At 72.7% G+C, this 23243-nt stretch carries 19 protein-coding genes; 14 read left to right on the top strand and 5 right to left on the bottom strand.

What is annotated here, in order from left to right; translation table 11 throughout:
• Positions 1 to 3: 3 nt before the first annotated feature.
• Entirely contained in the window at positions 4 to 771 is a 768-nt protein-coding gene (gene map, locus ACZ4XJ_RS32365; protein ID WP_362876334.1) for a type I methionyl aminopeptidase, read from the bottom strand.
• Positions 772 to 836: 65 nt separating this feature from the next.
• On the opposite strand from map, the gene ACZ4XJ_RS32360 reads away from it, so the two are divergent.
• From ACZ4XJ_RS32360 to ACZ4XJ_RS32325, 8 genes are all read left to right on the top strand, one after another.
• Positions 837 to 1088, top strand: a complete 252-nt coding sequence (locus ACZ4XJ_RS32360; RefSeq protein ID WP_281204092.1) for a helix-turn-helix domain-containing protein — start codon at positions 837 to 839, stop codon at positions 1086 to 1088.
• Positions 1089 to 1722: 634 nt separating this feature from the next.
• The gene (locus tag ACZ4XJ_RS32355) at positions 1723 to 2055 is read left to right on the top strand and encodes a hypothetical protein (protein WP_468498247.1); all 333 of its coding nucleotides are present in this window, start codon (positions 1723 to 1725) and stop codon (positions 2053 to 2055) included.
• Between the two features lie 84 nt (positions 2056 to 2139).
• A complete protein-coding gene (locus ACZ4XJ_RS32350) occupies positions 2140 to 2520 on the top strand; it encodes a PPOX class F420-dependent oxidoreductase (protein WP_362876332.1) in 381 nt (126 codons plus the stop codon).
• A gap of 45 nt (positions 2521 to 2565) precedes the next feature.
• Complete coding sequence (locus ACZ4XJ_RS32345) at positions 2566 to 4581, top strand: hypothetical protein (RefSeq protein ID WP_468498246.1); 2016 nt, start codon at positions 2566 to 2568, stop codon at positions 4579 to 4581.
• Between the two features lie 167 nt (positions 4582 to 4748).
• Positions 4749 to 5591, top strand: coding sequence for a nitrilase-related carbon-nitrogen hydrolase (locus ACZ4XJ_RS32340; protein WP_362876330.1), 843 nt, complete (start codon positions 4749 to 4751; stop codon positions 5589 to 5591).
• A gap of 38 nt (positions 5592 to 5629) precedes the next feature.
• Positions 5630 to 6883 (top strand): aspartate aminotransferase family protein, encoded by a 1254-nt coding sequence (locus ACZ4XJ_RS32335; RefSeq protein ID WP_468498281.1) that lies wholly within the window; start codon positions 5630 to 5632, stop codon positions 6881 to 6883.
• Positions 6884 to 6893: 10 nt separating this feature from the next.
• On the top strand, positions 6894 to 8294 hold the full coding sequence (gene hydA, locus ACZ4XJ_RS32330; RefSeq protein WP_468498245.1) for a dihydropyrimidinase: 1401 nt from the start codon (positions 6894 to 6896) through the stop codon (positions 8292 to 8294).
• Between the two features lie 13 nt (positions 8295 to 8307).
• Positions 8308 to 9309 (top strand): TIGR03842 family LLM class F420-dependent oxidoreductase, encoded by a 1002-nt coding sequence (locus tag ACZ4XJ_RS32325; RefSeq protein ID WP_468498244.1) that lies wholly within the window; start codon positions 8308 to 8310, stop codon positions 9307 to 9309.
• A gap of 97 nt (positions 9310 to 9406) precedes the next feature.
• On the opposite strand, the gene ACZ4XJ_RS32320 is transcribed toward ACZ4XJ_RS32325, so the two are convergent.
• A complete protein-coding gene (locus tag ACZ4XJ_RS32320) occupies positions 9407 to 11272 on the bottom strand; it encodes a DUF262 domain-containing protein (protein WP_468498243.1) in 1866 nt (621 codons plus the stop codon).
• A 157-nt stretch (positions 11273 to 11429) separates the two neighbouring features.
• Positions 11430 to 12995, bottom strand: a complete 1566-nt coding sequence (locus ACZ4XJ_RS32315) for a serine/threonine-protein kinase (protein WP_468498242.1) — start codon at positions 12993 to 12995, stop codon at positions 11430 to 11432.
• A gap of 169 nt (positions 12996 to 13164) precedes the next feature.
• Here ACZ4XJ_RS32315 and ACZ4XJ_RS32310 point away from each other — a divergent pair, with 169 nt between their 5' ends.
• The 5 genes from ACZ4XJ_RS32310 (at position 13165) to ACZ4XJ_RS32290 (ending at position 20504) form a co-directional block, all read left to right on the top strand.
• Positions 13165 to 15102: an FHA domain-containing protein gene (locus tag ACZ4XJ_RS32310; RefSeq protein ID WP_468498241.1), complete on the top strand. Its 1938-nt coding sequence runs from the start codon at positions 13165 to 13167 to the stop codon at positions 15100 to 15102.
• A gap of 315 nt (positions 15103 to 15417) precedes the next feature.
• Positions 15418 to 16071 carry an RNA polymerase sigma factor gene (locus ACZ4XJ_RS32305; protein WP_468498240.1) on the top strand — a complete coding sequence of 218 codons (654 nt, stop codon included), beginning with the start codon at positions 15418 to 15420 and terminating at the stop codon, positions 16069 to 16071.
• A 5-nt stretch (positions 16072 to 16076) separates the two neighbouring features.
• Positions 16077 to 16403: a hypothetical protein gene (locus ACZ4XJ_RS32300; RefSeq protein ID WP_468498280.1), complete on the top strand. Its 327-nt coding sequence runs from the start codon at positions 16077 to 16079 to the stop codon at positions 16401 to 16403.
• A 248-nt stretch (positions 16404 to 16651) separates the two neighbouring features.
• Positions 16652 to 17419, top strand: a complete 768-nt coding sequence (locus ACZ4XJ_RS32295) for a thioesterase II family protein (RefSeq protein WP_362876324.1) — start codon at positions 16652 to 16654, stop codon at positions 17417 to 17419.
• 217 nt (positions 17420 to 17636) lie between these two features.
• Positions 17637 to 20504, top strand: coding sequence for a helix-turn-helix transcriptional regulator (locus ACZ4XJ_RS32290; RefSeq protein WP_468498239.1), 2868 nt, complete (start codon positions 17637 to 17639; stop codon positions 20502 to 20504).
• 81 nt (positions 20505 to 20585) lie between these two features.
• On the opposite strand, the gene ACZ4XJ_RS32285 is transcribed toward ACZ4XJ_RS32290, so the two are convergent.
• Positions 20586 to 21218, bottom strand: a complete 633-nt coding sequence (locus ACZ4XJ_RS32285; RefSeq protein ID WP_362876322.1) for a response regulator transcription factor — start codon at positions 21216 to 21218, stop codon at positions 20586 to 20588.
• Complete coding sequence (locus tag ACZ4XJ_RS32280) at positions 21211 to 22518, bottom strand: sensor histidine kinase (protein WP_362876442.1); 1308 nt, start codon at positions 22516 to 22518, stop codon at positions 21211 to 21213. Before ACZ4XJ_RS32280 ends, ACZ4XJ_RS32285 begins: the two co-directional genes overlap by 8 nt.
• A gap of 172 nt (positions 22519 to 22690) precedes the next feature.
• On the opposite strand from ACZ4XJ_RS32280, the gene ACZ4XJ_RS32275 reads away from it, so the two are divergent.
• Positions 22691 to 23239, top strand: a complete 549-nt coding sequence (locus tag ACZ4XJ_RS32275) for a hypothetical protein (protein WP_362876321.1) — start codon at positions 22691 to 22693, stop codon at positions 23237 to 23239.
• The last annotated feature ends 4 nt before the right edge of the window (positions 23240 to 23243 follow it).

Raw genomic sequence — 23243 nt, 5'->3', positions numbered from 1 at the left:
GGGCTACGGGGCGGTGAGGATCCTGGGGCCGCCGGCGGTGATCGCTACCGTGTGCTCCGCGTGCGCGGCGCGGCTGCCGTCGACGGTGCGCAGGGTCCAGCCGTCGGCGTCGCAGGTGTAGTCGTCGGTGCCGCCGGCGGTCAGCATCGGCTCGATCGCCAGGACCATGCCGGCGCGCAGCTTCATCCCGCGCCCCGCCGGGCCCTCGTTGGGCACGCCCGGGTCCTCGTGCATGCTGCGGCCGATGCCGTGGCCGCCGAAACCGTCGGGGATGCCGTAGCCGGCGGCGCGGCAGACGCGGCCGACGGCGTGCGCGATGTCGCCGATCCGGTTGCCGGGCCGGGCGGCGGCGATGCCGGCGGCGAGGGCCTCCTCGGCCGTGGCGATCAGCCGCAGGTCGGCGGGGCGGGCCCGACCGACCGTGAAGCTGATCGCCGAGTCGCCGGCCCAGCCGCCGAGCTGCGCCCCGCAGTCGATGCTGACGAGGTCGCCGTCGCGCAGCCGGTACGCGTCGGGGATGCCGTGCACGATCGCGTCGTTGACCGAGGCGCACACCACCGCCGGGAAGGGCACCGGCGCGAACTGCGGCCGGTAGCCGAGGAAGGGCGAGGTGGCACCCGCCTCGCGCAGCACCTCGCGCGCGGTCCGGTCCAGTTCCAGCAGGGACACCCCGACCGCGGCCGCGGCCCGCACGGCGGCCAGGGCGTGCGCGACGACCCGGCCGGCTTCGCGCATCTCGTCGATCTCACGGTCCGTCTTCAAATTCACCATGCCAATAACTATACCGGTATAACTTTACCGGTATAGTAATGGGAGGTTGGGGGTATGCTGACCCCATGGTCCGTACCCCGTTGACACCCGAAGAGCGTGAACGCGGCGAGCGCCTGGGCGCCCTGCTGCGCGAGGCCCGTGGCGCCCGCAGCATGGTCGAGGTCGCGGCGGGCGCCGGGCTTTCGGCCGAAACCCTCCGCAAGATCGAGACCGGCCGGGCCCCGACCCCCGCCTTCTTCACGGTGGCCGCGCTCGCGGGCGCCCTCGGCCTGTCCCTGGACGACGTGATGCGGCGCTGCGCCCTCGTACCGGTCTGAGACCGGGCGCGCCGTGCGCCGGGGTCGGCGCCGGGGCCGGGGCCGGCGGGGCCGGCCTGCCTCAGCGCCCGGCTCTCCTCGGCCTCGACCCCCGACGGGGGGCGGCGCGGCCGGTCCGTCCGCCGGGTACGGCGATGCCGGACGTAGCCGCTCGGCCGGTGGCCGTCGTGAGCGGCTCAGCCTCCGCACGGGGCGAACGGTGATCGCTGCCGCTCCCACCAGGATTCGCACCGGCAGGCGCCGAACGGCGACCGGCACTCCGCGCACGGCGGCTCGGCCGGCTCCGTGCTCGCCCGCTCGGCGGGCTCCGGAGCGTCCGCGCGGCGAAACAGTCGGCAGTCACAGGGCGGGGCGTTCGCGACGCCCAGGCACCGGCCCAGCGAGGGGACGTGGACACCCCGCTCGTGCGCGCATTCCGCACACGCGTGCGCGGCCCGGCCGTTGGCCATCGGGCACTCCTTCCGGCGGAACGCCGGCCCCGGGGGCGGGGGAGCGGGCACCGCGTCGGGCCACCGTACGCCTGCGGTGGGATGATCCGACAGGGTGCGGTTGCGGGCCGCCGCCCGGGGAGAGTCCTGCGGCCGATCAGCCCAATCGGTGCGGGACCACCGGATCCTGGGGGAAGCATGAAGGCGTGTCAGCAACGAACACAACGAAGGCGACGCACGCGGCCGGCCCGACGAACGCAGCCGGCACACGCTCCGAGGCGAGCCCGTCCATCGCGGCCGGCGGGGCGGCACGGGGCATCACCACGACGTCCGCGCTCGGCGCGACCGGCCCCGGTCCCGTCCACCCCCTCAACGCGGCCGGCGCGGCCAACGCGTCGCAGCGGCTCGGCCTCGGGCTGCTCGGCGCCCTCCTCGCGGGCGGACTGCTCCTCGCCGCCCGCTCCCTCCCCGACGACCGGCCCCCCGCCCCCGACCCGGGCGACGTGGTCGTCCCGCACCAGGACGGGACGCGGGAGTAGCCGCCCGCCGGGCGACGCGCCGGACGCCGGGCCGGGCCGGTCCACGCCCGGCCTCGGGGCGGCGGCACCCCTTAGGCTCCCTCCATGTCCCTCGAACAGCTGGGCCGGGCCCGGTACGTGAGCCTCACGACCTTCCGCAAGGACGGCACCCCCGTCGCCACTCCCGTCTGGGCCGTCGCCGATGGTGGCGAACTGTACGTCTGGACGCGCAGCGACTCCTGGAAGGTCAAGCGCGTCCGCAACAACGGCAAGGTCACCGTGGTGGCCTGTGACGTGCGCGGGCGCGTGGTGGAAGGAGCCCCCGTGCTGGAGGGGCAGGCGCGACTGCTCGACGGGGAGGGGCTCAAGCGGGTGCGCCGGCTGATGATGCGCAAGTACACCTGGCAGTTCTGGATGGTGGACGTACCCGCAGCTCTGGCCCGGCGCGGGAAGCGGCCGCACACCGGGATCGCCGTCAAGCTTTGAGATTCCCGTAGCCCGCCCGTAACACGGGTGGGATGCAATGCGGTCATGGAGACGCCGACTTCACTGGTGATCGAGCAACTCGCCAACTGGCTGCGGGGGTTGACCCAGAGGCTGGATCCCGGGGCCGGCTGGTACGGGGAGTTCCTGCGGCGGGATCCCGAGGGGATGCGGGCCTGCCTGGAGGGCGTCGCGGTGCCGCCGTGGGACGTGCTGGACTCCCTGCTCGCCGACCTCGCCGACCGTGCGGGCGCGGCGGGCGCCGGGTCGGTGGCGCGCGAGGCCGAGTACGCCGCCGGGTTGCGGGCCGCGGCGGTCGCCGCCCACGACGCCACGCCGGACGGGGCCCGGGAGCTGCCCGCGCTGCTCGCGGCGGCCGCCGAGCAGCGGGCCGTGTCGCAGGCGGCGGTAAGGATCCTGACCGGGCGACTCGGGTCGGCGGGTGCCGATCCCGCGCGAGCGGCCGCGCTCGCGCGGGAACTGTCCTGGACCCGGGACGACGCCGCCCGCGCGGCCTCGCGGCACACCGACCTGGCGGCCCGCCTGGACGCGTCGGGGCCCCGCTCCCAACCGACCTGGCCCCCTCCGGCGCCGACGTCGGACGAGTCCCTGCCCGCCCTGCCCAGCCGGCGGGAGGCCCGCACGCGACCCGTGGCGTTCCCCGGGGCGGAGCCGCCCCCGGAGGCTCCCGACGCTCCCGCCGAGGTGCCGGTGGGGCGGGCCGAGGGGCGGTGGTGGCGCGGTGGGGCGCGGCGTTCCGGTGGCGCCCGGTACGCGGGTGCCGCGAGCGCGCAGCCCCGGCCGTTCACCCCGCCGCCCGGTCAGGAGGATCCGTCCGCGCCCGCTCCGGGCGGTGCGCTCCCGGCGCCCCGCGGGGCACGCTTCGGCGCCCGGAACACCGCCGCCGACGCGCAGCACCACCGCGCCGCCGCCGCCGCTCGGGTCGCGGGGGTCGCGGGGGCTGCGGGGGTCGCGGGGGTCGCGGGGGTCGCGGGGGTCGCGCCCCCCGGTTCCCGGACCCCGCACCCCGCAGACCCCGGCGAGCCGGCCCCGCCCGCCGGGTCGCCCGGCCTCCGGGCCCCGACTCCGTACGCCGACGCCGGCGGGCCCGACGCCGCGACTGGGTACGCTGACGCCGGTGGGCCTGACGCCGCGACTGGGTACGCTGACGCCGGTGGGCCTGACGCCGCGACTGCGTACGCTGACGCCGGTGGGCCTGACGCCGCGACTGGGTATGCCGACGCCGGCGGGCGCGACGCCGCGACTGGGTACGCTGACGCCGGTGGGCCTGACGCCGCGACTGCGTACGCCGACGCTTCCGGGTCCCCGCACCCGTACGCCCCCGCCCCCGGGTCCCCGCGCCCGTACGCGGACACCCCCTGGCCCGTGGCCCCGTCCCCCGGCCCCGGTGCGCCGGCTGCGTACGCCCCGGACCCCGGGGGTCCGTACGCGCCCGCCCCCGGATCCCCGGCCGCGTTCCCGGACCACACCCCGCGGCCCCCGGACCCGTCCGCCGCCTCCGCGGGCGCCGCCGCCGGGGAGGACCGCGTCGGGGGCTTCGTGGCGCGGCTGCTCGATCTGCGGGTGCGGGGGCTGGGTGGTGAGGCGCACGCCCTGTTGTGCGAGGCCGCCGGTTGGCCCGCCGCGCTGTTGCCCGCCCTCGCCGCCGGCCTCGGCCGGGCCGGCCTCGCCTCCGACTGGGCGACCCTGCTGTGGGAGGCGGCCTCGCTGCCGCCCGCCCGGCTCGCCGAGGTCGCGGCCGCGCTCGGGGACGCGGGCCGCGACACCGACTGCGGTCGGCTGCTGCGTCAGGGCGTCGCCCGCCCCGCCGCCGAGGTGGCCGACGCCGCGCTCGCCCTGGGGGCCGCCGGTCGGGAGCGCGAGGCGCACGCCCTGCTCGGGGCCTTCGTGGGCCTGCGCACCGCGGAGGAGGCCGCCGCCCTCGCCCGCCGGGACCCCGGCTGGTTCGTGCCCCGGCTGCTGCACGAGGCGCGGGCCCTCGCCGGGACCCGACACCGGGACCTGGCGCACGCCCTGCGGGTGGCCGGACTGCCCGGTACCTGAACCGCCCGCCTGCCGACCGCAATCGACCGCGTGGCGACGTAACTTGATCGACTACTCCAACTGCGCACGGCGGTCTTGCCCCGAGCTGGGACGCGGCCTACCTTCGACTCCCTACGCACCCCGTCTACGTGCGTAGAAGTCGGCGTTCCCGTCGCGAGGAGCAGCTCATGGCCCAAGTCGTCCGCGCCGCACTCGTCCAGGCCACCTGGACCGGCGACACCGAGTCGATGATCGCCAAGCACGAGGAGCACGCCCGCGCCGCGGCTGCCCAGGGTGCGCGGATCATCGGCTTCCAGGAAGTGTTCAACGCCCCCTACTTCTGCCAGGTGCAGGAGCCCGAGCACTACCGCTGGGCCGAGGCCGTCCCCGACGGCCCCACCGTCCGCCGGATGCGGGAACTGGCCCGTGAGACCGGCATGGTGATCGTCGTACCGGTCTTCGAGTTGGAGGCCGAGGGCCTCTACTACAACACCGCCGCCGTCATCGACGCCGACGGCAGCTACCTCGGCAAGTACCGCAAGCACCACATCCCCCAGGTCAAGGGCTTCTGGGAGAAGTACTACTTCCGCCCGGGCAACCTCGGCTGGCCCGTCTTCGACACGGCCGTCGGCCGGGTGGGCGTCTACATCTGCTACGACCGCCACTTCCCCGAAGGATGGCGCGAACTGGGTCTGGCCGGAGCACAGTTGGTATACAACCCGTCCGCCACCCACCGCGGCCTCTCCGCGCACCTGTGGCAGCTGGAACAACCCGCCTCAGCCGTCGCCAACGAGTACTTCATCGCCGCGATCAACCGCGTCGGCCGCGAGGAGTACGGCGACAACGACTTCTACGGGACCAGCTACTTCGTCGACCCGCGGGGCAAGTTCGTCGGCGACGTCGCCAGCGACAAGGAGGAGGAACTCCTCGTCCGCGACCTGGACTTCGACTTGATCAAGGAGGTCCGCGACCAGTGGGCCTTCTACCGCGACCGTCGCCCCGACGCCTACGGAGGGCTCGTACAGCCGTGACCAACCCCATCCCCCTGCACAGCCGCCACCGCACCGTCATGCCCGACTGGCTCGCGCTCTACTACGACCGCCCCATCGAGCTCACCCACGGCGAGGGCCGCCACGTCTGGGACGCCGACGGCAACCGCTACCTCGACTTCTTCGGCGGCATCCTCACCACGATGACCGCGCACGCCCTGCCCGAGGTGACCAAGGCCGTCTCCGAACAGGCCGGCCGGATCATCCACTCCTCGACCCTCTACCTGAACCGGCCGATGATCGAACTGGCCGAACGGGTCGCCGCGCTGTCCGGCATCCCCGACGCCCGGGTCTTCTTCACCACCTCCGGCACCGAGGCCAACGACGCCGCCCTGCTGCTCGCGACGACGTACCGCCGCTCCAACCAGATCCTGGCCATGCGCAACAGCTACCACGGCCGGTCCTTCTCCACCATCTCCATCACCGGGAACCGCGGCTGGTCCCCGACGAGCCTCTCGCCGCTCCAGACGTACTGGGTGCACGGCGCCGTCCGCTCCCGCGGCCCCTTCGCGGCGCTCCCCGACGCCGAGTTCACCGCCGCCGCCGTCGCCGACCTGGAGGACGTGCTCGGACAGGCTCGCGGCGGAGTGGCCGCGCTCATCGCCGAACCCATCCAGGGCGTCGGCGGCTTCACCTCCCCGCCCGACGGCCTGTACGGGGAGTTCCGCGAGGTCCTCGACCGGCACGGCATCCTGTGGATCAGCGACGAGGTACAGACGGGCTGGGGTCGCACCGGCGAACACTTCTGGGGCTGGCAGGCCCACGGCCAGAACGGCCCGCCGGACATCCTCACCTTCGCCAAGGGCATCGGCAACGGCATGTCCATCGGCGGCGTCGTGGCCCGCGCCGAGGTGATGAACTGCCTCGACAGCAACTCCATCTCCACCTTCGGCGGCTCCCCGATCACCATGGCCGCCGGCCTCGCCAACCTCTCCTACCTGCTGGAACACGACCTCCAGGGCAACGCCCGCCGCGTCGGCGGCCTGCTGATGGAACGGCTGCGCGCCATCGCCGCCCACGTGCCCGCCGTACGGGAGGTCCGCGGCCGGGGCCTGATGGCCGGACTGGAACTCACCGAACCCGGCACCGACCGGGCCGCCCCGGACGCCGCCGCCACCGTCCTGGAGGCCGCCCGCGCGGCCGGCCTGCTGCTCGGCAAGGGCGGCGGCCACGACACGAGCGTGCTGCGCGTCGCGCCGCCGCTGTCCCTCACCGTCGCCGAGGCGGAAGAGGGCGCCGCCCTCCTCGAACAGGCGCTCCGCAGCATCACGTAGGGGGATTCACATGAGCATCCGCACCCTGATCCGCGGCGGGCTGGTCGTCACCGCCGCCGACGAGCTCCACGCGGACGTCCTCATCGAGGACGGCCGGGTCGCGGCGCTCGCCGCGCACGGCTCGGAGGCCGCCCGGGTCTGGACGGCCGACCGCACCATCGACGCCTCGGGCAAGTACGTCATCCCGGGCGGCGTCGACGCGCACACCCACATGGAACTCCCCTTCGGCGGCACCGCCGCCTCGGACACCTTCGAGACCGGCACCCGCGCCGCGGCGTGGGGCGGCACCACCACCATCGTCGACTTCGCCGTGCAGAGCGTGGGCCGCTCCCTGCGCGAGGGCCTCGACACCTGGTACGCCAAGGCCGACGGCAACTGCGCGATCGACTACGCCTTCCACATGATCCTCTCGGACGTCAACGAGGGCACCCTCAAGGAAATGGACCTCCTCGTCGAGGAGGGCGTCAGCTCGTTCAAGCTGTTCATGGCGTACCCCGGCGTCTTCTACTCCGACGACGGGCAGATCCTGCGCGCCATGCAGCGGGCGTCGGGCAACGGCGGGCTGATCATGATGCACGCCGAGAACGGCATCGCGATCGACGTCCTCGTCGAACAGGCCCTGGCGCGCGGCGAGACGGACCCCCGCCACCACGGCGAGGTCCGCAAGGTCCTCCTCGAAGCCGAGGCCACCCACCGGGCGATCCAACTCGCCCGGGTGGCCGGCTCCCCGCTGTACGTGGTGCACGTCTCCGCGGAGGAGGCGGTGGCGGAGCTGGCCGCGGCCCGGGACAAGGGCCTGCCGGTCTTCGGCGAGACCTGTCCGCAGTACCTGTTCCTGTCCACCGACAACCTCGCGGAGCCCGACTTCCAGGGCGCCAAGTACGTGTGCTCCACCCCGCTGCGCCCGCGCGAACACCAGGCCGCCCTGTGGCGGGGGTTGCGCACCAACGACCTCCAGGTGGTCTCCACCGACCACTGCCCGTTCTGCTTCCGGGGCCAGAAGGAGCTGGGCCGGGGCGACTTCTCGAAGATCCCGAACGGGCTGCCGGGGGTGGAGAACCGCATGGACCTCCTCCACCAGGCCGTCCTGGACGGGCACATCAGCCGCCGCCGCTGGATCGAGATCGCCTGCGCGACCCCGGCCCGGATGTTCGGCCTCTACCCGCAGAAGGGCACCATCGCGCCCGGTTCCGACGCCGACATCGTCCTCTACGATCCGCACGCCGAGCAGGTCATCTCCGCCGAGACGCACCACATGAACGTGGACTACTCGGCGTACGAGGGCAGGCGGATCACCGGACGCGTCGACACGGTCCTCTCGCGCGGCGAACTCGTCATCGACCGCCGGGAGTACACCGGCCGGGCCGGCCACGGGGCCTTCGTCCACCGCTCGACCTGCCAGTACCTGTAAGGAGAGTCCCGACATGGACTTCGGCCTCGTCCTGCAAACCGACCCGCCCGCCTCCCAGGTCGTCAGCCTGATGAAGCGGGCCGAGCGCAACGGGTTCCGCTACGGCTGGACCTTCGACTCGGCGGTCCTGTGGCAGGAACCGTTCGTCATCTACAGCCAGATCCTGGCCAACACGCAGCGGATGACCATCGGCCCGATGGTCACCAACCCGGGCACCCGCACCTGGGAGGTCACCGCCTCCACCTTCGCCACCCTCAACGACATGTACGGCAACCGCACCGTCTGCGGCATCGGCCGCGGCGACTCGGCGATGCGGGTCGCCGGCCGGGCCCCCAACACCCTGGCCCGGCTGGGCGAGGCCATCGACGTCATCCGTGACCTCGCCGAGGGCCGCGAGGCGGAGGTGGACGGCAAGCCGCTGCGGATCCCGTGGATCAAGGACGGGAAACTGCCCGTCTGGATGGCCGCGTACGGGCCGAAGGCCCTCGCGCTGGCCGGACAGAAGGCGGACGGATTCATCCTCCAACTCGCCGACCCCTACCTGACCGAGTGGATGATCAAGGCGGTCCGCCGGGCTGCCGCGGAGGCCGGCCGCGACCCCGACGCGCTCACCATCTGTGTGGCGGCCCCCGCCTACGTGGGAGAGGATCTCACCCACGCCCGCGACCAGTGCCGCTGGTTCGGCGGCATGGTCGGCAACCACGTCGCCGACCTCGTCTCCCGGTACGGCGAGCACTCCTCCATGGTCCCGGACGAGCTCACCGAGTACGTCAAGACCCGCCAGGGATACGACTACAGCCACCACGGCCGCACCGGGAACCCGTCGGCCGACTTCGTCCCCGACGAGATCGTCGACCGCTTCTGTCTGCTGGGCCCGCCCGAGGCGCACATCGAGAAGCTACGTGCCCTGCGCGCCCTGGGCGTCGACCAGTTCGCCGTCTACGACATGCACGACGCCCGCGAGGCCACCATCGACGCCTACGGCTCCGACATCATCCCGGCGCTGCGCGACTGATTCCCGTCCGGGGCGCGGGACCGACCGGAAGGTCGGTCCCGCAACGGGTCACCCGGCGAGGAGGATCCGGCCGGCGAGGAGGGTGAGGGCGGACGGGTCAGCGCCCGGCGGCCCTGGAGGCGGGGACGGTAGGGACGGTCTCGACGGCACGCAGTCCGTCGGCCGATGGCCAGATGCCCAGGACCAACGAGGCGAGGTGGGCGCCCCGGGCACGGATCCGGTCCTCGTCCCAGCAGGAGGCCCAGGCGTCGATGCCGGAACCGGGCGGGGGGTTGAGCAGCGTGCCGTGGGTGAGGCGCAGGAGGCTGTGCTCACCGAGCCACCGGCGCTTGTCCGCCCAGGCCATGTTGCCGAGGGTGGGATTGAGGCGGGCCGTGACCAGGGTCAGGTTGCCGAGGGTGTGCACCAGCTCGTCGCGGCCGGCCCCTTCGTCCGGATCGTCCGCCAGGGGAGGCCAGTTGTCCCGCCAGCTCTGCGGCATGACGTGCTCGATCGTCAGCTTCGAACCGAGCTGCTCGCCGATCGGGGCGGTGAGCTGCTCCGTGTGGTCGGTGCGCAGTTCGTCCTCCAGCGCCTCCAGGAGGATGCGTACCCGGTGACGGTAGAGACGGGCGTACAGGGGGTCCTGCTCCAGGGCCGTACGGAATTCGTCATCGGTCGGCCAGTTCCGGTGCTGGCCCTGCATCCCCGTCAGGCTCTTGATGATGACTTCGTCCGCCCGCCCGGGCTCCCGGGCCGCGGCGGCCACCAGATCGCGGAAGACGTGGTTGTAGTCCCGGTTGCTCAGATTGAGAATGGCCCGCCGCACGAGGTAACTGTCGACGGCGCGAACGGCGTTGCGCCGGCGCTCGGGTGGGAGCACATCCTCACCGAGCCCGTAGAGGAAGAGGAGCAGGGGCATCGGTGTCGACATCTGCATGACCTTCATCCGGTACAGGAACCGGCCCTCGGGCCCGTGCGCCGGGTGATGGTCGAGACGCTCGTAGATCTCGGCGTACCGCGCGAGCTCCGCGAACACGTCCTCGGTGGGAACGGAGGCGGCCCGCAGCCAGCGCTCGAACTCCTTGAACAACGCCGAGGAGGTGAACTCGCGCTGCGTGCGCATGGTGAGCCAATAGGTCAAGAAGACGTCGAGGCGGCTGCGCGTGATGCGGCCCGTCGTCTGCTCGGTCCGCCACTCGGCCTGGTCGAAGGGCGCCCAGTACGTCCGGTAGAGGCGGTCGATGTCCGCGCCGGCGTGTTCGGCGTCCCGGAACAGCAGGTTCTTGACCAGGTCGGCGTGTTCCAACGGGGTGCCGCGGCTGTTGAGGGTCTCGAAGACGACCTGGGCGTCGTCGTGCTCCTCCAGGTCGATGACGACCAGGCGCAGGTGCTCACGCATCGTCTGCACCAGCGCCCCGAGCCGCTCGTGCGGTTCGGGCACCTCGGCCAGCCACTTGTCGATCTCCTGCTGGAAGTAGTCGACCGCCTGGTTCAGTCGGCCGCTGCCGCCCTTGCCGAGCATGACGGAGCGGAACTCCTCGCGGTCGGCGTTCGTGGGCCAGACCTTGAAGAGGTGGTCGGGGTGCCGGCCGCGGTCGTACAGGTCCTGGTCGTTCTCCAGGAACTTGCCGAGCAGTCGTACGGACTTGTTGTCGTCCCGCGCGGTGGCCGACAGCCTCGCCGCGAAGAGGAACAACTGAAGTGTGGTCAGGCGCTGTTGTCCGTCGATGACCTGCCGGGTTTCGAGATCGGACGACATGTGGGGCGCCTCGTCGAAGACGACGGCGCCGAGAAAGTGCGGCGCGACGGCCTCCCCGGAGCGCACCGCCTCCTCCGCCCGCTCCACCGTCCGGCGAACGTCCTCCCACAGGGCGGCCCAGTTGTCGTCCCGGTCCCAGACGTAGGGACGCTGGAACAGCGGCACCGTGTACCGGACGTCCCTGCCGAAGATCCGCCGCAGATCAACCGTGTCAGCCTTCATGGCTCCCCTCCTTGAACCGAACTCCCACCACGGTAGCGATCTTCCCTCCTCGAAAGGCCGACTCCGGGAAAGCCGCAACCCCCGCTCCACACCGTTCGGTTCACCCCGCCCGTGCCCGGCGGCCGGCGGGGGCCCGGTGACCCGCCCGACCCGGCGGTCAGCCCGTGCAGGTGATGGAGAAGGGGACCGGGTTGGAGGTGGTGCGGGTGGGGCTTTGGAGTTCCACGGCCATTCCGGTGGTCAGGTTGCCGCTCTTCGCCCAGGTCGTCAGGCGCACGGTGTCGTGGCCCGTGGGGTTGGCCTCGGACCCGATCGACATGGTGCGCCAGTGGGGGTCCACCACGGAGCCGTCACCGGACACCCAGCGGTAGGAGATCAGGGTCGGCTCGGAGGCGGTGAACGTCGCGGTGAAGGCCGGGGCCCGGTTCTCGGGGGTGGGGCAGCTACCGGTGTAGGTGGTGTTCGCGCCCGCCACCGACATCCGTACCCCGGAGTCGGGGGCGGCGTCCCCGCCGCCGGCCAGTGCGAGGGCCACCCCGCCGGAGATCAGTAGGCAGACGGCGGCGCCGGCCGCGACGAGGACCGCCGTACGGCGCTTGCGGGGCGGGGCCGTGGGGATCGCGGGCGCCGCCGGCGTCGCGTCGGTGACTTCGGCGGTCGGCGCGGCGGTCGGCACGGCCGTCGACGGAGCCGTCGTCGTGGGTTCCGTCGCCGGCTCGGGCTCGGGCTCCGGCGGCGCGGGCGCGGCGACCGGTGTCGCCAGGACGCGGGCGGCGGTCGTGGTGGCGTCCGGTTCGTGCGCGATCTCCCGCAGCGATTCGGTGACCTGAGCGGCGGGGGTCCGCTCGGCGGGCTCCTTGCGCAGCAGCCCGGCGATGACGGGTGCGAGCGGGCCGGCCCGGGTCGGCGCCGGCGGTTCCTCGTCCACGACGGCCCGCAGGGTGCTCAGCGCGGTGTCCTGCCGGAACGGCGAGACCCCCTCCACTGCCGCGTACAGCATCACTCCGAGGGACCACAGGTCCGACTCGGGGCCGGAGGGACGGCCGAGCGCCCGCTCCGGCGGCAGGTACTCGGGGGAGCCGACCACCTCGCCCGTCATGGTCAGGGCCGTGCTGCCCTCGACCACCGCGATGCCGAAGTCGCTGAGCACCACCCGCCCGTCGTCTGCGAGCAGTACGTTCGCCGGCTTGACGTCCCGGTGCTCGACGCCGACGGCGTGCGCGGCGCGCAGCGCGTTCAGGACCTCCGCGCCGATGTGCGCGGCGTGGCGCGGCGTGAGCGGTCCCTCGGCGCGCAGCAGATCGGCCAGTGACTGCCCGCGGATCAGTTCCATCACGATCCAGGGGCGGTCGTCCTCCGTGACCACGTCGTGGACCGTCACCACGTTGCGGTCGGGTATGCGGGCCGCCGCCCAGGCCTCCCGTTCCAACCGGCTGTACATCCGGCTGATGGCGTCGGCCCGCAGGCCGGCCGGCGCCCGGACCTCCTTGACGGCGACCTCTCGGTGCAGGGTCTCGTCGCGGGCCCGCCACACGGTGCCCATGCCGCCTTCGCCGAGCCGGGACAGCAGCCGGTAGCGACCCGCGATGAGTCGGTCCGCCGCCGCCGCCGCCCCGGCGCCGGCCGTCGTCGTCGTGCCCTCCGTGCCCGATGTGGTTGCCGTGGTGGTGGCCGCGAGCGCGGTCTCCGTCAGGGTCGCGGTCTCGGATTCGTCGTTGTGCATGGGGGCAGTTCTCCCTTTGGTCGTCGGCCGACGCGAAACATCACGTACGGACCGGCCCTTGCGGTTCACCGGGCGCAAAGAAATTCAAGAAATGGTTGAACCGAACACCTTCGGAAGGGCGTGTTGCTGTCGTACGAGGTCAGCAGGCGTCTTCTTCAAGGAGTGTGGAGTGCCATCGGTCATCGTTGGGCGCACGGGTCCCTTCACCGGGCAGAGCGTGGTTCTGGGCGGCGAGCCCCTCAGCTTCGGGCGCAAGAGCGACAACGGCGTCGTGATCGTCAGCCCCAGTGCCTCCCGGTTGCACGCCGAGGTCATCACGGAGGACGCCGGGTTCGTCCTCCACGACCGGGACAGCCGCAACGGCACGTTCGTCAACGACCAGCGCGTCCAGCGGCACGTACTGCGCCCGGGCGACTGCATCCGCATCGGTGACGAAACGTTTCTCTACGAGGCGCAGGACGCCCTGGAGACGGTCATGGACCTCTCCCTGCTGGACGTCCCCCGGCCGAGCGCCGCGGACCCCGGAACGCTGCGGGTCACCATCACCGGCGGCGGCCCGGTGGGTCTGGCCTTCGCCCTGGCGCTGGACGAGATGCTGCCCGGGCGCACGGCCATCACCCTCTACGACGGACGCTGGACCAGGAAGGGCTCCGCGATCGTCTGGAAGGACGAGACGCAGGGAAACTTCCGCCGCCAACAGGTGGTGACCGTCCAGAGCCGGCAGTACCTCGCCCTGTCGGACGAGGTGCTCTCCGCGCTGTTCGACGACGAGCGTTCCTACTCCGAGATGTGGCCCGTCGGCCCGGACTCGGTCGACGGCCGACCACCCCGCAACATCCGGATCGCCCACATCGAGGACCGGCTGCTGGAACTGGCCGACCGGAAACCGTCGATCCGACTCGTACCCAAGCGGTTCGACGTGGCGGAGCAGCAGAACCGGCTCACGCAGGAGCACGTCCTGGTGGTCTGCGAGGGCGGCCGCTCCCGCACCCGTGAGCACTACGCCGACCGCTTCGGCGCGGCCGACGCCTCCATCTACTCCCTCGACGGCGAGCACCTCCAGGACGTCGTCCTGGGGCTGCGCGTCAAGTCGAAGCTGCCCGACCCGATGAGCGTGCTGCTCACCGTGTCGCAGAACCGCTTCCTGCTCAACTCGCTGCGCGGCGAGGGCTTCCTGAACATGCGGCTCACCCGGGAGGAGGCCGGGAACGTCATCGGCATCGACCCGGTGCGTCACGTCTTCGAGGAGTGCATAGCCGCCCGCCCCTGCCTGATGAGCCGGCAGGAGGAGGACAACGAGTTCCGCTGCCCGACCCACGGCACCCTCTTCCTGCCCGCCCTGCTGCGGGGTTCCCCGCTGTGGAAGGAGATCCGGCAGGGCCTGAGGTTGTTCGGGGTGGCCGAGGACGACCTGTCCGCGATCACCTCGTTCCGACTGGACATGGTGCAGCGCCCCCGCTTCACCGCGCAGTTGCACCGACCGACGGCAACCACTCCCGGTACGTACGGATTCCTGCTGGGCGACGCCGCCAACGCCATCCACTTCTGGCCGGGACGCGGCCTCAACAGCGGTCTGGCGTCCGCCACTTCGCTGGCCCGCTCCCTCAGCCGCGCCTGGCAGGGCAAGCCGCTGAGGGACGCCGACTTCATCCGTCACGAGGCGGCGATGTCCATGCTCCAGTACCGGCACAAGAGCCGGGCCTGGAACGCGATGGTGACCACGGACGAGCAGGGTGTCACCCGCGCCATCCGGGACATCATCGCGCGCGGCGCCGGGGCCGCCGGCGCTGCCGTGTCGGGCGGCCCGGGCGTGGTTCCGGGCGAAGGCGTGGACGGGAGTGACCTGGAGGCGTTGCTGGAGCGGATGGTCGGGATCCGGGAACGACTGGCCCCGCGGATGCCGGGCCTGCCGACGGACGGGGAGCTGCGTTCCCACCTGGCCGTGATCGCCCCCGTGACCCTGCGCACCCTGCGGGAGAGCGGCGCCTGGGACACCTTGATCGTGGGTGGTGAGGAGGCCGACATCGACCTGTTCTACCAGTCGGACTCCCCGGTCTTCGTGCCCCGCCCGGCCGACCCCCGAAATCCCTCCCCGATCGGCGCGTAGGCCGCCTCCCGCCGAGGGGGGCCGCCGGCGCCCCACGCTTCGGTTCCGGCGGGCGCGGCCCTCCCGTGTGCCCGCCCGGACCCGGCCGGAAAAAAGTTCGGCCGGAAGTGAATCCTCTGCGGGTCTTCCCACCTCTTGTGTGTGTGCCGGTCGAACGGGCCGGCGGAACCGGGAGGAATGCCATGATGATCACCGTGCTCGTAGGCGTCGGAGTCCTGCTCACGGCCGCCTGCGGTTGGCACCTGCTGCGGCGCTACCGGAGCCGGGCCTGAGCCGCGCCCGCGCGCGGCGGCGTCCGGTGGATGTGAGGAGCAGATGAACCAGCGTTTCCGTTGGCCGGACGAGCGGCTGATCAAGGCGGCCCAGGACGGCGACGTCACGTCGCTCACCAGCGTCGTCAAGGAGTCCCAGCCCCACGTGCGCAAGTTCGCCCTGTCCCTGTGCGCCTCGCCGCAGGACGCCGAGGACGCGGCACAGGAGGCGCTGATCATCCTGTACCGCAGGATCGGCACCCTGCGGGCCACGGGCGCGCTCGCCTCGTGGATGTTCCGGATCGTGCGCAACGAATGCCTGCGGCAGGTGCGCCTGCTCGTCCCGCGAGGGGACGAGGCGTCGGCCGCTTCGCGGGCGCCCGTGGAACCGTCCGCCGAGGACGCGGTGCTGCACGGGTTGGAGGTGGCGCGGATCGCGGCGGCGGTCGGCGCCCTGCCCCGGGACCAACGGCAGGTCCTGATCATGCGGGACGTGCAGGGCCTGCCGGGCAGGGCCGTCGCGCACTCGCTCGGCCTGAGCAGTGCCGCGATGAAGTCGCGGCTGCACCGGGCGCGCGCGACCGTGCGGCACTCACTGGCGACAGCCGACCGGCTTCCGGGCGGGCCGGGCGGGCCGGGCGGCCCGGGCGGAGGAGCAACCGACCGGCGACCCGGTCGAGCGAGCGAGCCATCGGACCGAGGAGAGGGACAACCGTGAACACGATGAAACAGGCGCCGGCTCCGGCCACCCCCGGTGCTCCGGCCGGGGCCCGTTCCCCGGCCGCCGGGCCGGATTTCGCCAGCAGGTCCGTGCCGGGCCACCTGGTGCGCGGCGCGCTCGGGTTCGGGTTGATCGGCGGGTCGATCGCCCTGGTGCCCGTCGTCGGCGCGGTGAGCCTGCTCGCGGCGCCGTTGGCCCTGATCGCCTTTCGCGGTTGTCCCACCTGCTGGACGGTCGGATTGGTGCAGACCATTTCGCGCGGCCGGCTGAAAAGGCAATGTCCGGAAAGTGATGGTGAGGTCGGCGCATGCGCGCTCGTCAGGGCGTAGTCGGGCATCACCCGGCGAGTCATTCCGTGATCAACAGTTGAATTACGAACGGTTTCGGCCGAGTGGAGGGTGTGAGAGGCGATTTTCGGCCGCCATAGGGGTTCGGGGGGTTCCAAACCTAGGGGTACTGGCGAGATTCCCGCTCTGCTAGACATAGAGCAACGGAACGCGTGTGCGGAAGTCGCAAAAAGACTCGCATCGTCGAGTTCTTGTGCTGCTTACGGACTGGAACACGGAGTTTTCATCCCTTGATCGCCAAGCAGAATGCCGACGGCTGGATCCGCCGCTACCACGCCGCGGACGAAAGCCCGATCCGACTGGTTTGCCTCCCGCACGCCGGCGGATCCGCCTCCTTCTACTTCCCCATGTCCCAGGCCCTGGCCCCGGCGGTGGACGTCCTGAGCGTCCAGTACCCCGGACGCCAGGACCGCCGGCACGAGCCGGGAATCACGGACATCGGCGTCTACGCCGACGCCCTGACCAGCGCGCTCCTGCCCTGGCTGGACCGACCCGTGGCGCTGTTCGGCCACAGCATGGGCGCCGTCCTGGCCTTCGAGGTGACGCGCCGGCTGGAACGCGACCACGGGATCAACCCCGTCCGCATCTTCGCCTCGGGTCGCCGCTCACCGTCGAGTTTCCGCCAGGAAACCGTTCACCTACGTGACGACGACGGCATCGTTGCCGAAATGCGAGAGCTCAGCGGAACCAACTCCGCGATTCTCGGCGACGAGGAGATCCTCCGCATGGTGCTCCCCGCCATTCGGAGCGACTACACGGCCATCGAGAACTACCGCGCCGACCCCCGGGAAACGGTGAACGCCCCCATCACCGTGCTGACCGGCGAGTCCGACCCGCGCACCAGCGCGGAGGAAGCGGACGCCTGGGAAGGCCACACGAGCGCGGAATTCGACATCCACCGTTTTCCCGGCGGCCATTTCTATCTCGCCGGACAACAGGCGCGGATCCTGAAGATTGTTTCCGACGAGCTCGCAGCGGCCCCCGTCCGGAAGGGCTGAGCCGCACGCCGGGCGGGCCGCGTGACCAGCGGCCCACCCGGCGGCGTACGGACGAACGGGCCCCGCGTCCGGGCCGGCCCGCCTCCCCGCACGGAGGACGAGCCGATCCGCCCGCGGCACCCGGAAACCACCCCGCCCGCCCGGCGGGGGTGCGAGGAGGAACGACGCAGTGCAGTGCAGGGCGAGCTCAGGTGCTCCGGGGGAAGGGAACGAGGCCGTGGCGGCAAGGCTGGTCGAGCGCGAACACGAGTGGGAGACGCTGAACGACCTGCTCGGCAGCGCCCGCCGGGGCCGCGGACGCGTCGCCGTCATCAGCGGACCCATCGCCGGCGGGAAGACGACCCTGCTGGAGTGCTTCACCGAACAGGCCCTGTCCGAAGGGGTGTTGGTCCTGGAAGCGGCCGGCTCGCGAGCCGAGCGCTACCTCCCCTTCGGGATCCTGCGTCGCATCCTCGACAGCGCCGCACCACTGGACCCCGCCGTCCACGCCGAGACCACCGCACTGCTCGACGGGGTGAGCGCCGAGGCCGCGCGGGCCGAGGGCGCGGCGGGCGCCGTCGAAGCCGGCATGCGCGTCCTGCCCCACGTGTGCGCCTCGCTGCTGCGGATCGCCCGGGGCCGGACCGTCGTCATCGCCGTCGACGACGTCCACCACGGCGACGCCCTCTCCCGCGCCTTCCTGCTGTGCCTGGCCCGTCGGGTCCGCCAGGCCGGTGTCCTCATCGTGCTGACCGAGGCCGTCCGGCTGCTGCCCGCCCAGCTCGACTTCCACGCCGAACTGAAGCGCCAGCCCAACTGCACGAGCATCCGACTGCCCCTGCTCAGCGCGGACGGCACCGGCCGCCTGCTGGCCGGACACTTCTCCACCGCCGCCGCCCAACGCCTCTCCGCCGACTGCCAGGAAGCCACCGGCGGAAACCCGCTGCTGGTCAAGGCCCTGTTGGAGGACGGACTGGCCGCCCTCGGCGACAGCGAGCCGTTCCAGCCGTTCGTCCCCGCCGACACCTTCGAGCGTGCGGTGCTCGACTGCCTCCACCGCGGCGACCCCGAGATGCCGGCCGTCGCCCGGGGCGTCGCCGTCCTCGGCGACGCCTGCCCGCCCGCCCTGCTCAGCCGCATCACCGACGTCCACGTCAAGACCGCCGAACTGGCCCTCCAGGACCTCGGCCGCTGCGGGATCCTGCGCGACGGAGCCTTCCGCGACCCCGCGACCCGCGCCGCCGTCCTGACCGCGACCCCGCCCGGCGCGCTGTCCGCGCTCCACCAGCGTGCCGCGCGACTGCTGCACCAGGAGGGGGCGCCCGCCCTCGACGTCGCCCGCCACCTCCTCGCCGCCCGCAAACCGGTGGCGGAGTGGGCGATCCCCGTCCTCCAGGACGCCGCCGAGTACGCACTCGTCGAGGACGATCCCCAACTCGCCCTGCGTTGCGGGGAGCTGGCCGTCGACTCGTGCCCGGACGGCGCCCGCCGCACCGCGCTGAAGTCCCGCCTCGTCAGCATCGTCTGGCGCAGCAGCCCGGCCGCCGCCGAAGGCCACCTGCGCCAGCTCTCCCGGGAGTTCTGCGCGGGCCGGCTCACCGACCGCGACCTCCTGCACGCCGTGTCCTGCCTGGCCTGGATGGGGGAGGCCCGACAGGCCGCCGAGGCGATACACGACCTGCAGACCGCAGCCGACCGGGCCCGCGACACCGGCCGGCCCTTCGCCTACGAACCCGCCACCCTCGCCGCCGCACAGAACTGGCTGTCCCTGATCAGCCCCCCGGTGCGGGACGCGTTCGCCCCCGCCGGGGCCTGCGACCCCACCACGCCCGCCGCCGGCGCGTCCGCCACCGGCCGGCCCGCCGCCCACGACATGCCGGACGACGCCCACGTCCCGGCGGCCGAGGCGATGCGGACCGCGCTGCGCGGAGGCCAGGGCGAGGCGGCCGTGGCCGCCGCGACCCGGGTCCTGCAGCGCTACCACCTCAGCGACCGCACCCTGACCTCCCTGGTCCTCGCCGTACTGGCCCTCGTCTACGCGGGCCGGCTCGACCTCGCGCTCACCTGGATCGACCGGCTGCTCGGCGAATGCTCCACCAGCAACGCGCCGACCTGGCAGGCCGTCCTCGGCGCGGTCAGGGCCGAGATCGCGCTGCGCCAGGGCGACCTGCCGGGCGCCGCCGCCCAGGCCCGCCAGGCCATGTCCCTGATATCCGTACCGTGTTGGGGCGTGGGCGTCGCGCTGCCGCTGGGCGTCCTCATCGAGGCCGAGACCCGGATGGGCAACCTCGAAGAGGCCATGAGCCTGCTCGAACAGCCGGTGCCCGAGACGATGTTGGAAACGCGGACCGGGCTGCACTACTTGCGCGCCCGCGGCCGCTGCCACCTCGCCACCGGTCGCTACCACGCCGCCCTGCGCGACTTCCTGACCTGCGGCGAGCTGATGCAGGCCTGGGACATGGAAGCCGCGGAGCCGGTGCCGTGGCGGTTGGACGCCGCCGAGGCGTGGCTGGCCATCGGGAACGTGCCGCGGGCCCGGGAGTACGTCGAACAGCAGCGGCAGCGCGAGACGGGCCCGGCCGGCAGCCGGCCGCGGGGACCCCTGTTGTTCGCGCTCGCCCGCACCAGCGGCGACCTCGGCTACCGCCTCAAGCGACTCACCGAAGCCGTGGAAATCCTGGAGCAGGGCGAGGACCGGCTCCAACTGGCCAGATGTCTTGGTGAGTTGGGCAGCGCCTATCGGGCGGCCGGGGACTTCAACCGGGCCCGGATGCTCGTCCGCAAGGCTTGGCACGTGGCCAAGTCCTGCGGGGCGCAGCCCCTGTGCCAGGAGTTCACCCCCGGGCAGGGCGACGGCGAGCCCGCCCCCGTGCCCGGCCGCGATGCCGAACCGCCGAGCGAGGCGGAGGTGTTGTCCGAGGCGGAGGCCCGGGTGGCGCTCCTCGCGGCGCGCGGCCACACCAACCGGGAGATCGCCACCAAGCTGTACGTGACCGTCTCGACGGTCGAGCAGCACCTGACCCGGATCTACCGCAAGCTCCAGGTCAAGCGGCGCCGGGACCTGCCCGCCCGGCTGTGGGACCTCAGCCTGCCCGGCATCGCCTGAGGCCCGGGCCCCGTGCGGTGGGCCCGACACGGGAGGGGCCGGTTGTCCGGGGCCGTGCGACCCCGGACAACCGGTGCCTCGTCAGGACAGCAGGCCGCGTTCCAGGGCGGCCATCACCGCCGCCGTGCGGTCCGAAACCGACAGCTTCTTGAACGACCGCAGCAGGTGCGTCTTGACCGTGGCCTCACTGATGAACAGCCGGCGCCCGATGTCCGCGTTGGTCCGGCCCTGCCTGACCAGTTGCAGCACCTCGCGCTCCCGCTCGGACAGCACCGGCGGCTCCACCACCCGCGCCCGGAACAGCTTCGGCGCCAGCGACGGCGTCAGCACCGTCTCGCCGCGGGCCGCCGCCTTCACCGCCTGCACCAGCTCGTCCCGGGAACTGCCCTTGAGCAGGTACCCCGCCGCTCCCGCCTCCACCGCGCGCAGGATGTCGGCGTCGTCCTCGTACGTGGTCACGATGACCACCTTGGTCCGCGGCGACTCCCGCAGGATGTGCCCCGTGGCCGCCACCCCGTCCATCGCGCCCATCCGCAGGTCGAGCAGGACGATGTCCGGCTTCAACCGGCCGGCCTGGAGCACCGCTTCCTCGCCCGAACCGGCCTGGCCCACGACGCGGATGCCCTCGTCGAGCTCCAACATGGCCGACAGGCCCTCACGGACCACGGGATGGTCGTCGGCGAGCAACACCCCGATCGGCGTCGGCTCACTCATCGTCCGGCTCCTCTCCCACCGGGCCCAGCGGCACCGTGATCTCGATGGTCGTGCCCGCTCCCGGGCTGCTGTCGACCCGCACCATGCCGCCGATCTCCCTCACCCGGGCCCGCATCCCGCGCAACCCGAAACCACCCCGCACGCCGTTCCCGGCACCCGCGTCGTCCCCGGCGCCCGCGTCGTCCTCGTCGGCGGGCGGCGCGTCCAGCCACGCCCGCGCGTCGAAACCGGCGCCGTCGTCGCGGACCCCGAGGCGTACCGCCTCCGGCGCGTACGCCACCGTGACCTCCACCCTACGGGCCTGCCCGGCGTGCTTGCGCACGTTGGCGAACGCCTCCTGCGCCGAGCGCAGCAGCACCACGCTGACGGCCATCGGCAGCGGCTGCTCCTCGCCCCCGGCCGTACACCGCACCGCCAGGCCGGTCTCCTCCATCAGCAGATCGGCCTGCCGTCGCACGGCCTGCATCAGCGAGCTCTCCCGCAGCGGCGGCGGGGTCAACTTGGAGACGAAGCCCCGGGCCTCGTCCAGGCTGTCCCGGGCCACCCGCCCGGCCAGCCCGAGCCGGGACCGGGCCCGTTCGGGATTGACCGCCACCTCCGACTCCGCCGCCTGCACCAGGCTGATGATGCTGGTCAGGCTCTGCGCCAGGGTGTCGTGGATCTCCCGGGCCAGGCGCTCCCGCTCGGCCGAGATGCCGGCCTGATGGGACAGGTACGCCTCCCGCTCCCGACTCAGCCGCAACTCGTCGATCAACGCTGCCCGTTCCGAACTCTGCTGCACCACGCGGGTGATCCACACCCCGAGCAGCACCGACAGGGCGGTGCCCAGCAACGAGATGGGCAGCACCGACAGGATGTGCGGATCGAACTGCCCGCCCCGCAACCACACCACCGTCACCGGCCACAGGTTGGCCAGGACGACCAACACGATCGCGGGCGGCATCGGCAGGCTCATCATGAGCATCGGGACCACCGCGAACAGCGCGAAGGACCCACCGAGGTCGAGGGCGCCGCAGCTCGCGAACAGCAGGAACAGGCCGGCGCTGAACACGAGGTTGCGCCGCCCGTGCGTCCGGCGGATCATCGGCTTCCGACCGAGTCCGGCGTACCAGGGCACGATCAGCGTCAGCGCGCCGATGGCGAAGGCCCGGTGGGCCTGGTCCTCGTCGGACGTGAAGAGCAGGACCACCGTGACGAGGTAGGACACGGCGAAATAGGCGTCCCACAGACCGAACCAGCGGACCCCCGAGTCGGCCCCGCGTCCCTGGACGTTCCGCGGAACCTCCTGCTGCGTGTACATGTGCACGGAACCAGTCCTACCACGAGCCCCGCCGGTGTCCGTCGATCGGTTGACAGCCGGTCCCATCGATCGGTCGGCACCGGGCCCCCGCACGCCGCCCTACGGTGGAGGCAGCGGAAGGGATCCGCGACAACGGGTCGTCACGGACACCGGGAAGGACGGGGCTGTACACGTGGGCCAGTTCACGACGGCGCTCCTGACCTGCGGAGCGATCCTGGCCGTCATCCTCGCGACCGACTCCGGCAGCCGGCGCGTCACCCGGGTGAGGATCGCGGGCCCCGCGCTGGTGGCCGTCCTCGCCGTCGGCGCCTGCGTACACTCCTTCCCGACGGCGGGCAACGACACGTCGCTGCACCTCGCCGGCATCGGGGTGGGAGCCATCTGCGGACTCGCGGCAGGCTCCCTGCTCCCGGCCCACCGGGCCCTCGCGGGAGACATCCGCAGTACGGGCGGCGCGGGCTACGCCGCGGTCTGGATCCTCCTCACCGGTGTGCAGCTCCTCTTCGCGTACGGCTGCGAGCACTGGTTCGGCCCGCAGACGGCCCGCCTGACCACCACCTACCAACTCAGCGGCAGCGACGTGCTCGTGAGCTCGCTCGCGCTGATGTCGCTGTCGGCGGTGGCGGCGCGGACGGCGGTCCTGCTGTCCCGGCTGCGCGCCGTACGGGCCGCCACGGCAACGGACACCGACCGATCGACATCGTTCCAGGAACAAGGGTGACGCA

The sequence above is a fragment of the Streptomyces sp. NPDC029836 genome, assembly GCF_055574495.1.
This window is presented reverse-complemented; position numbering and strand designations above follow the sequence as displayed.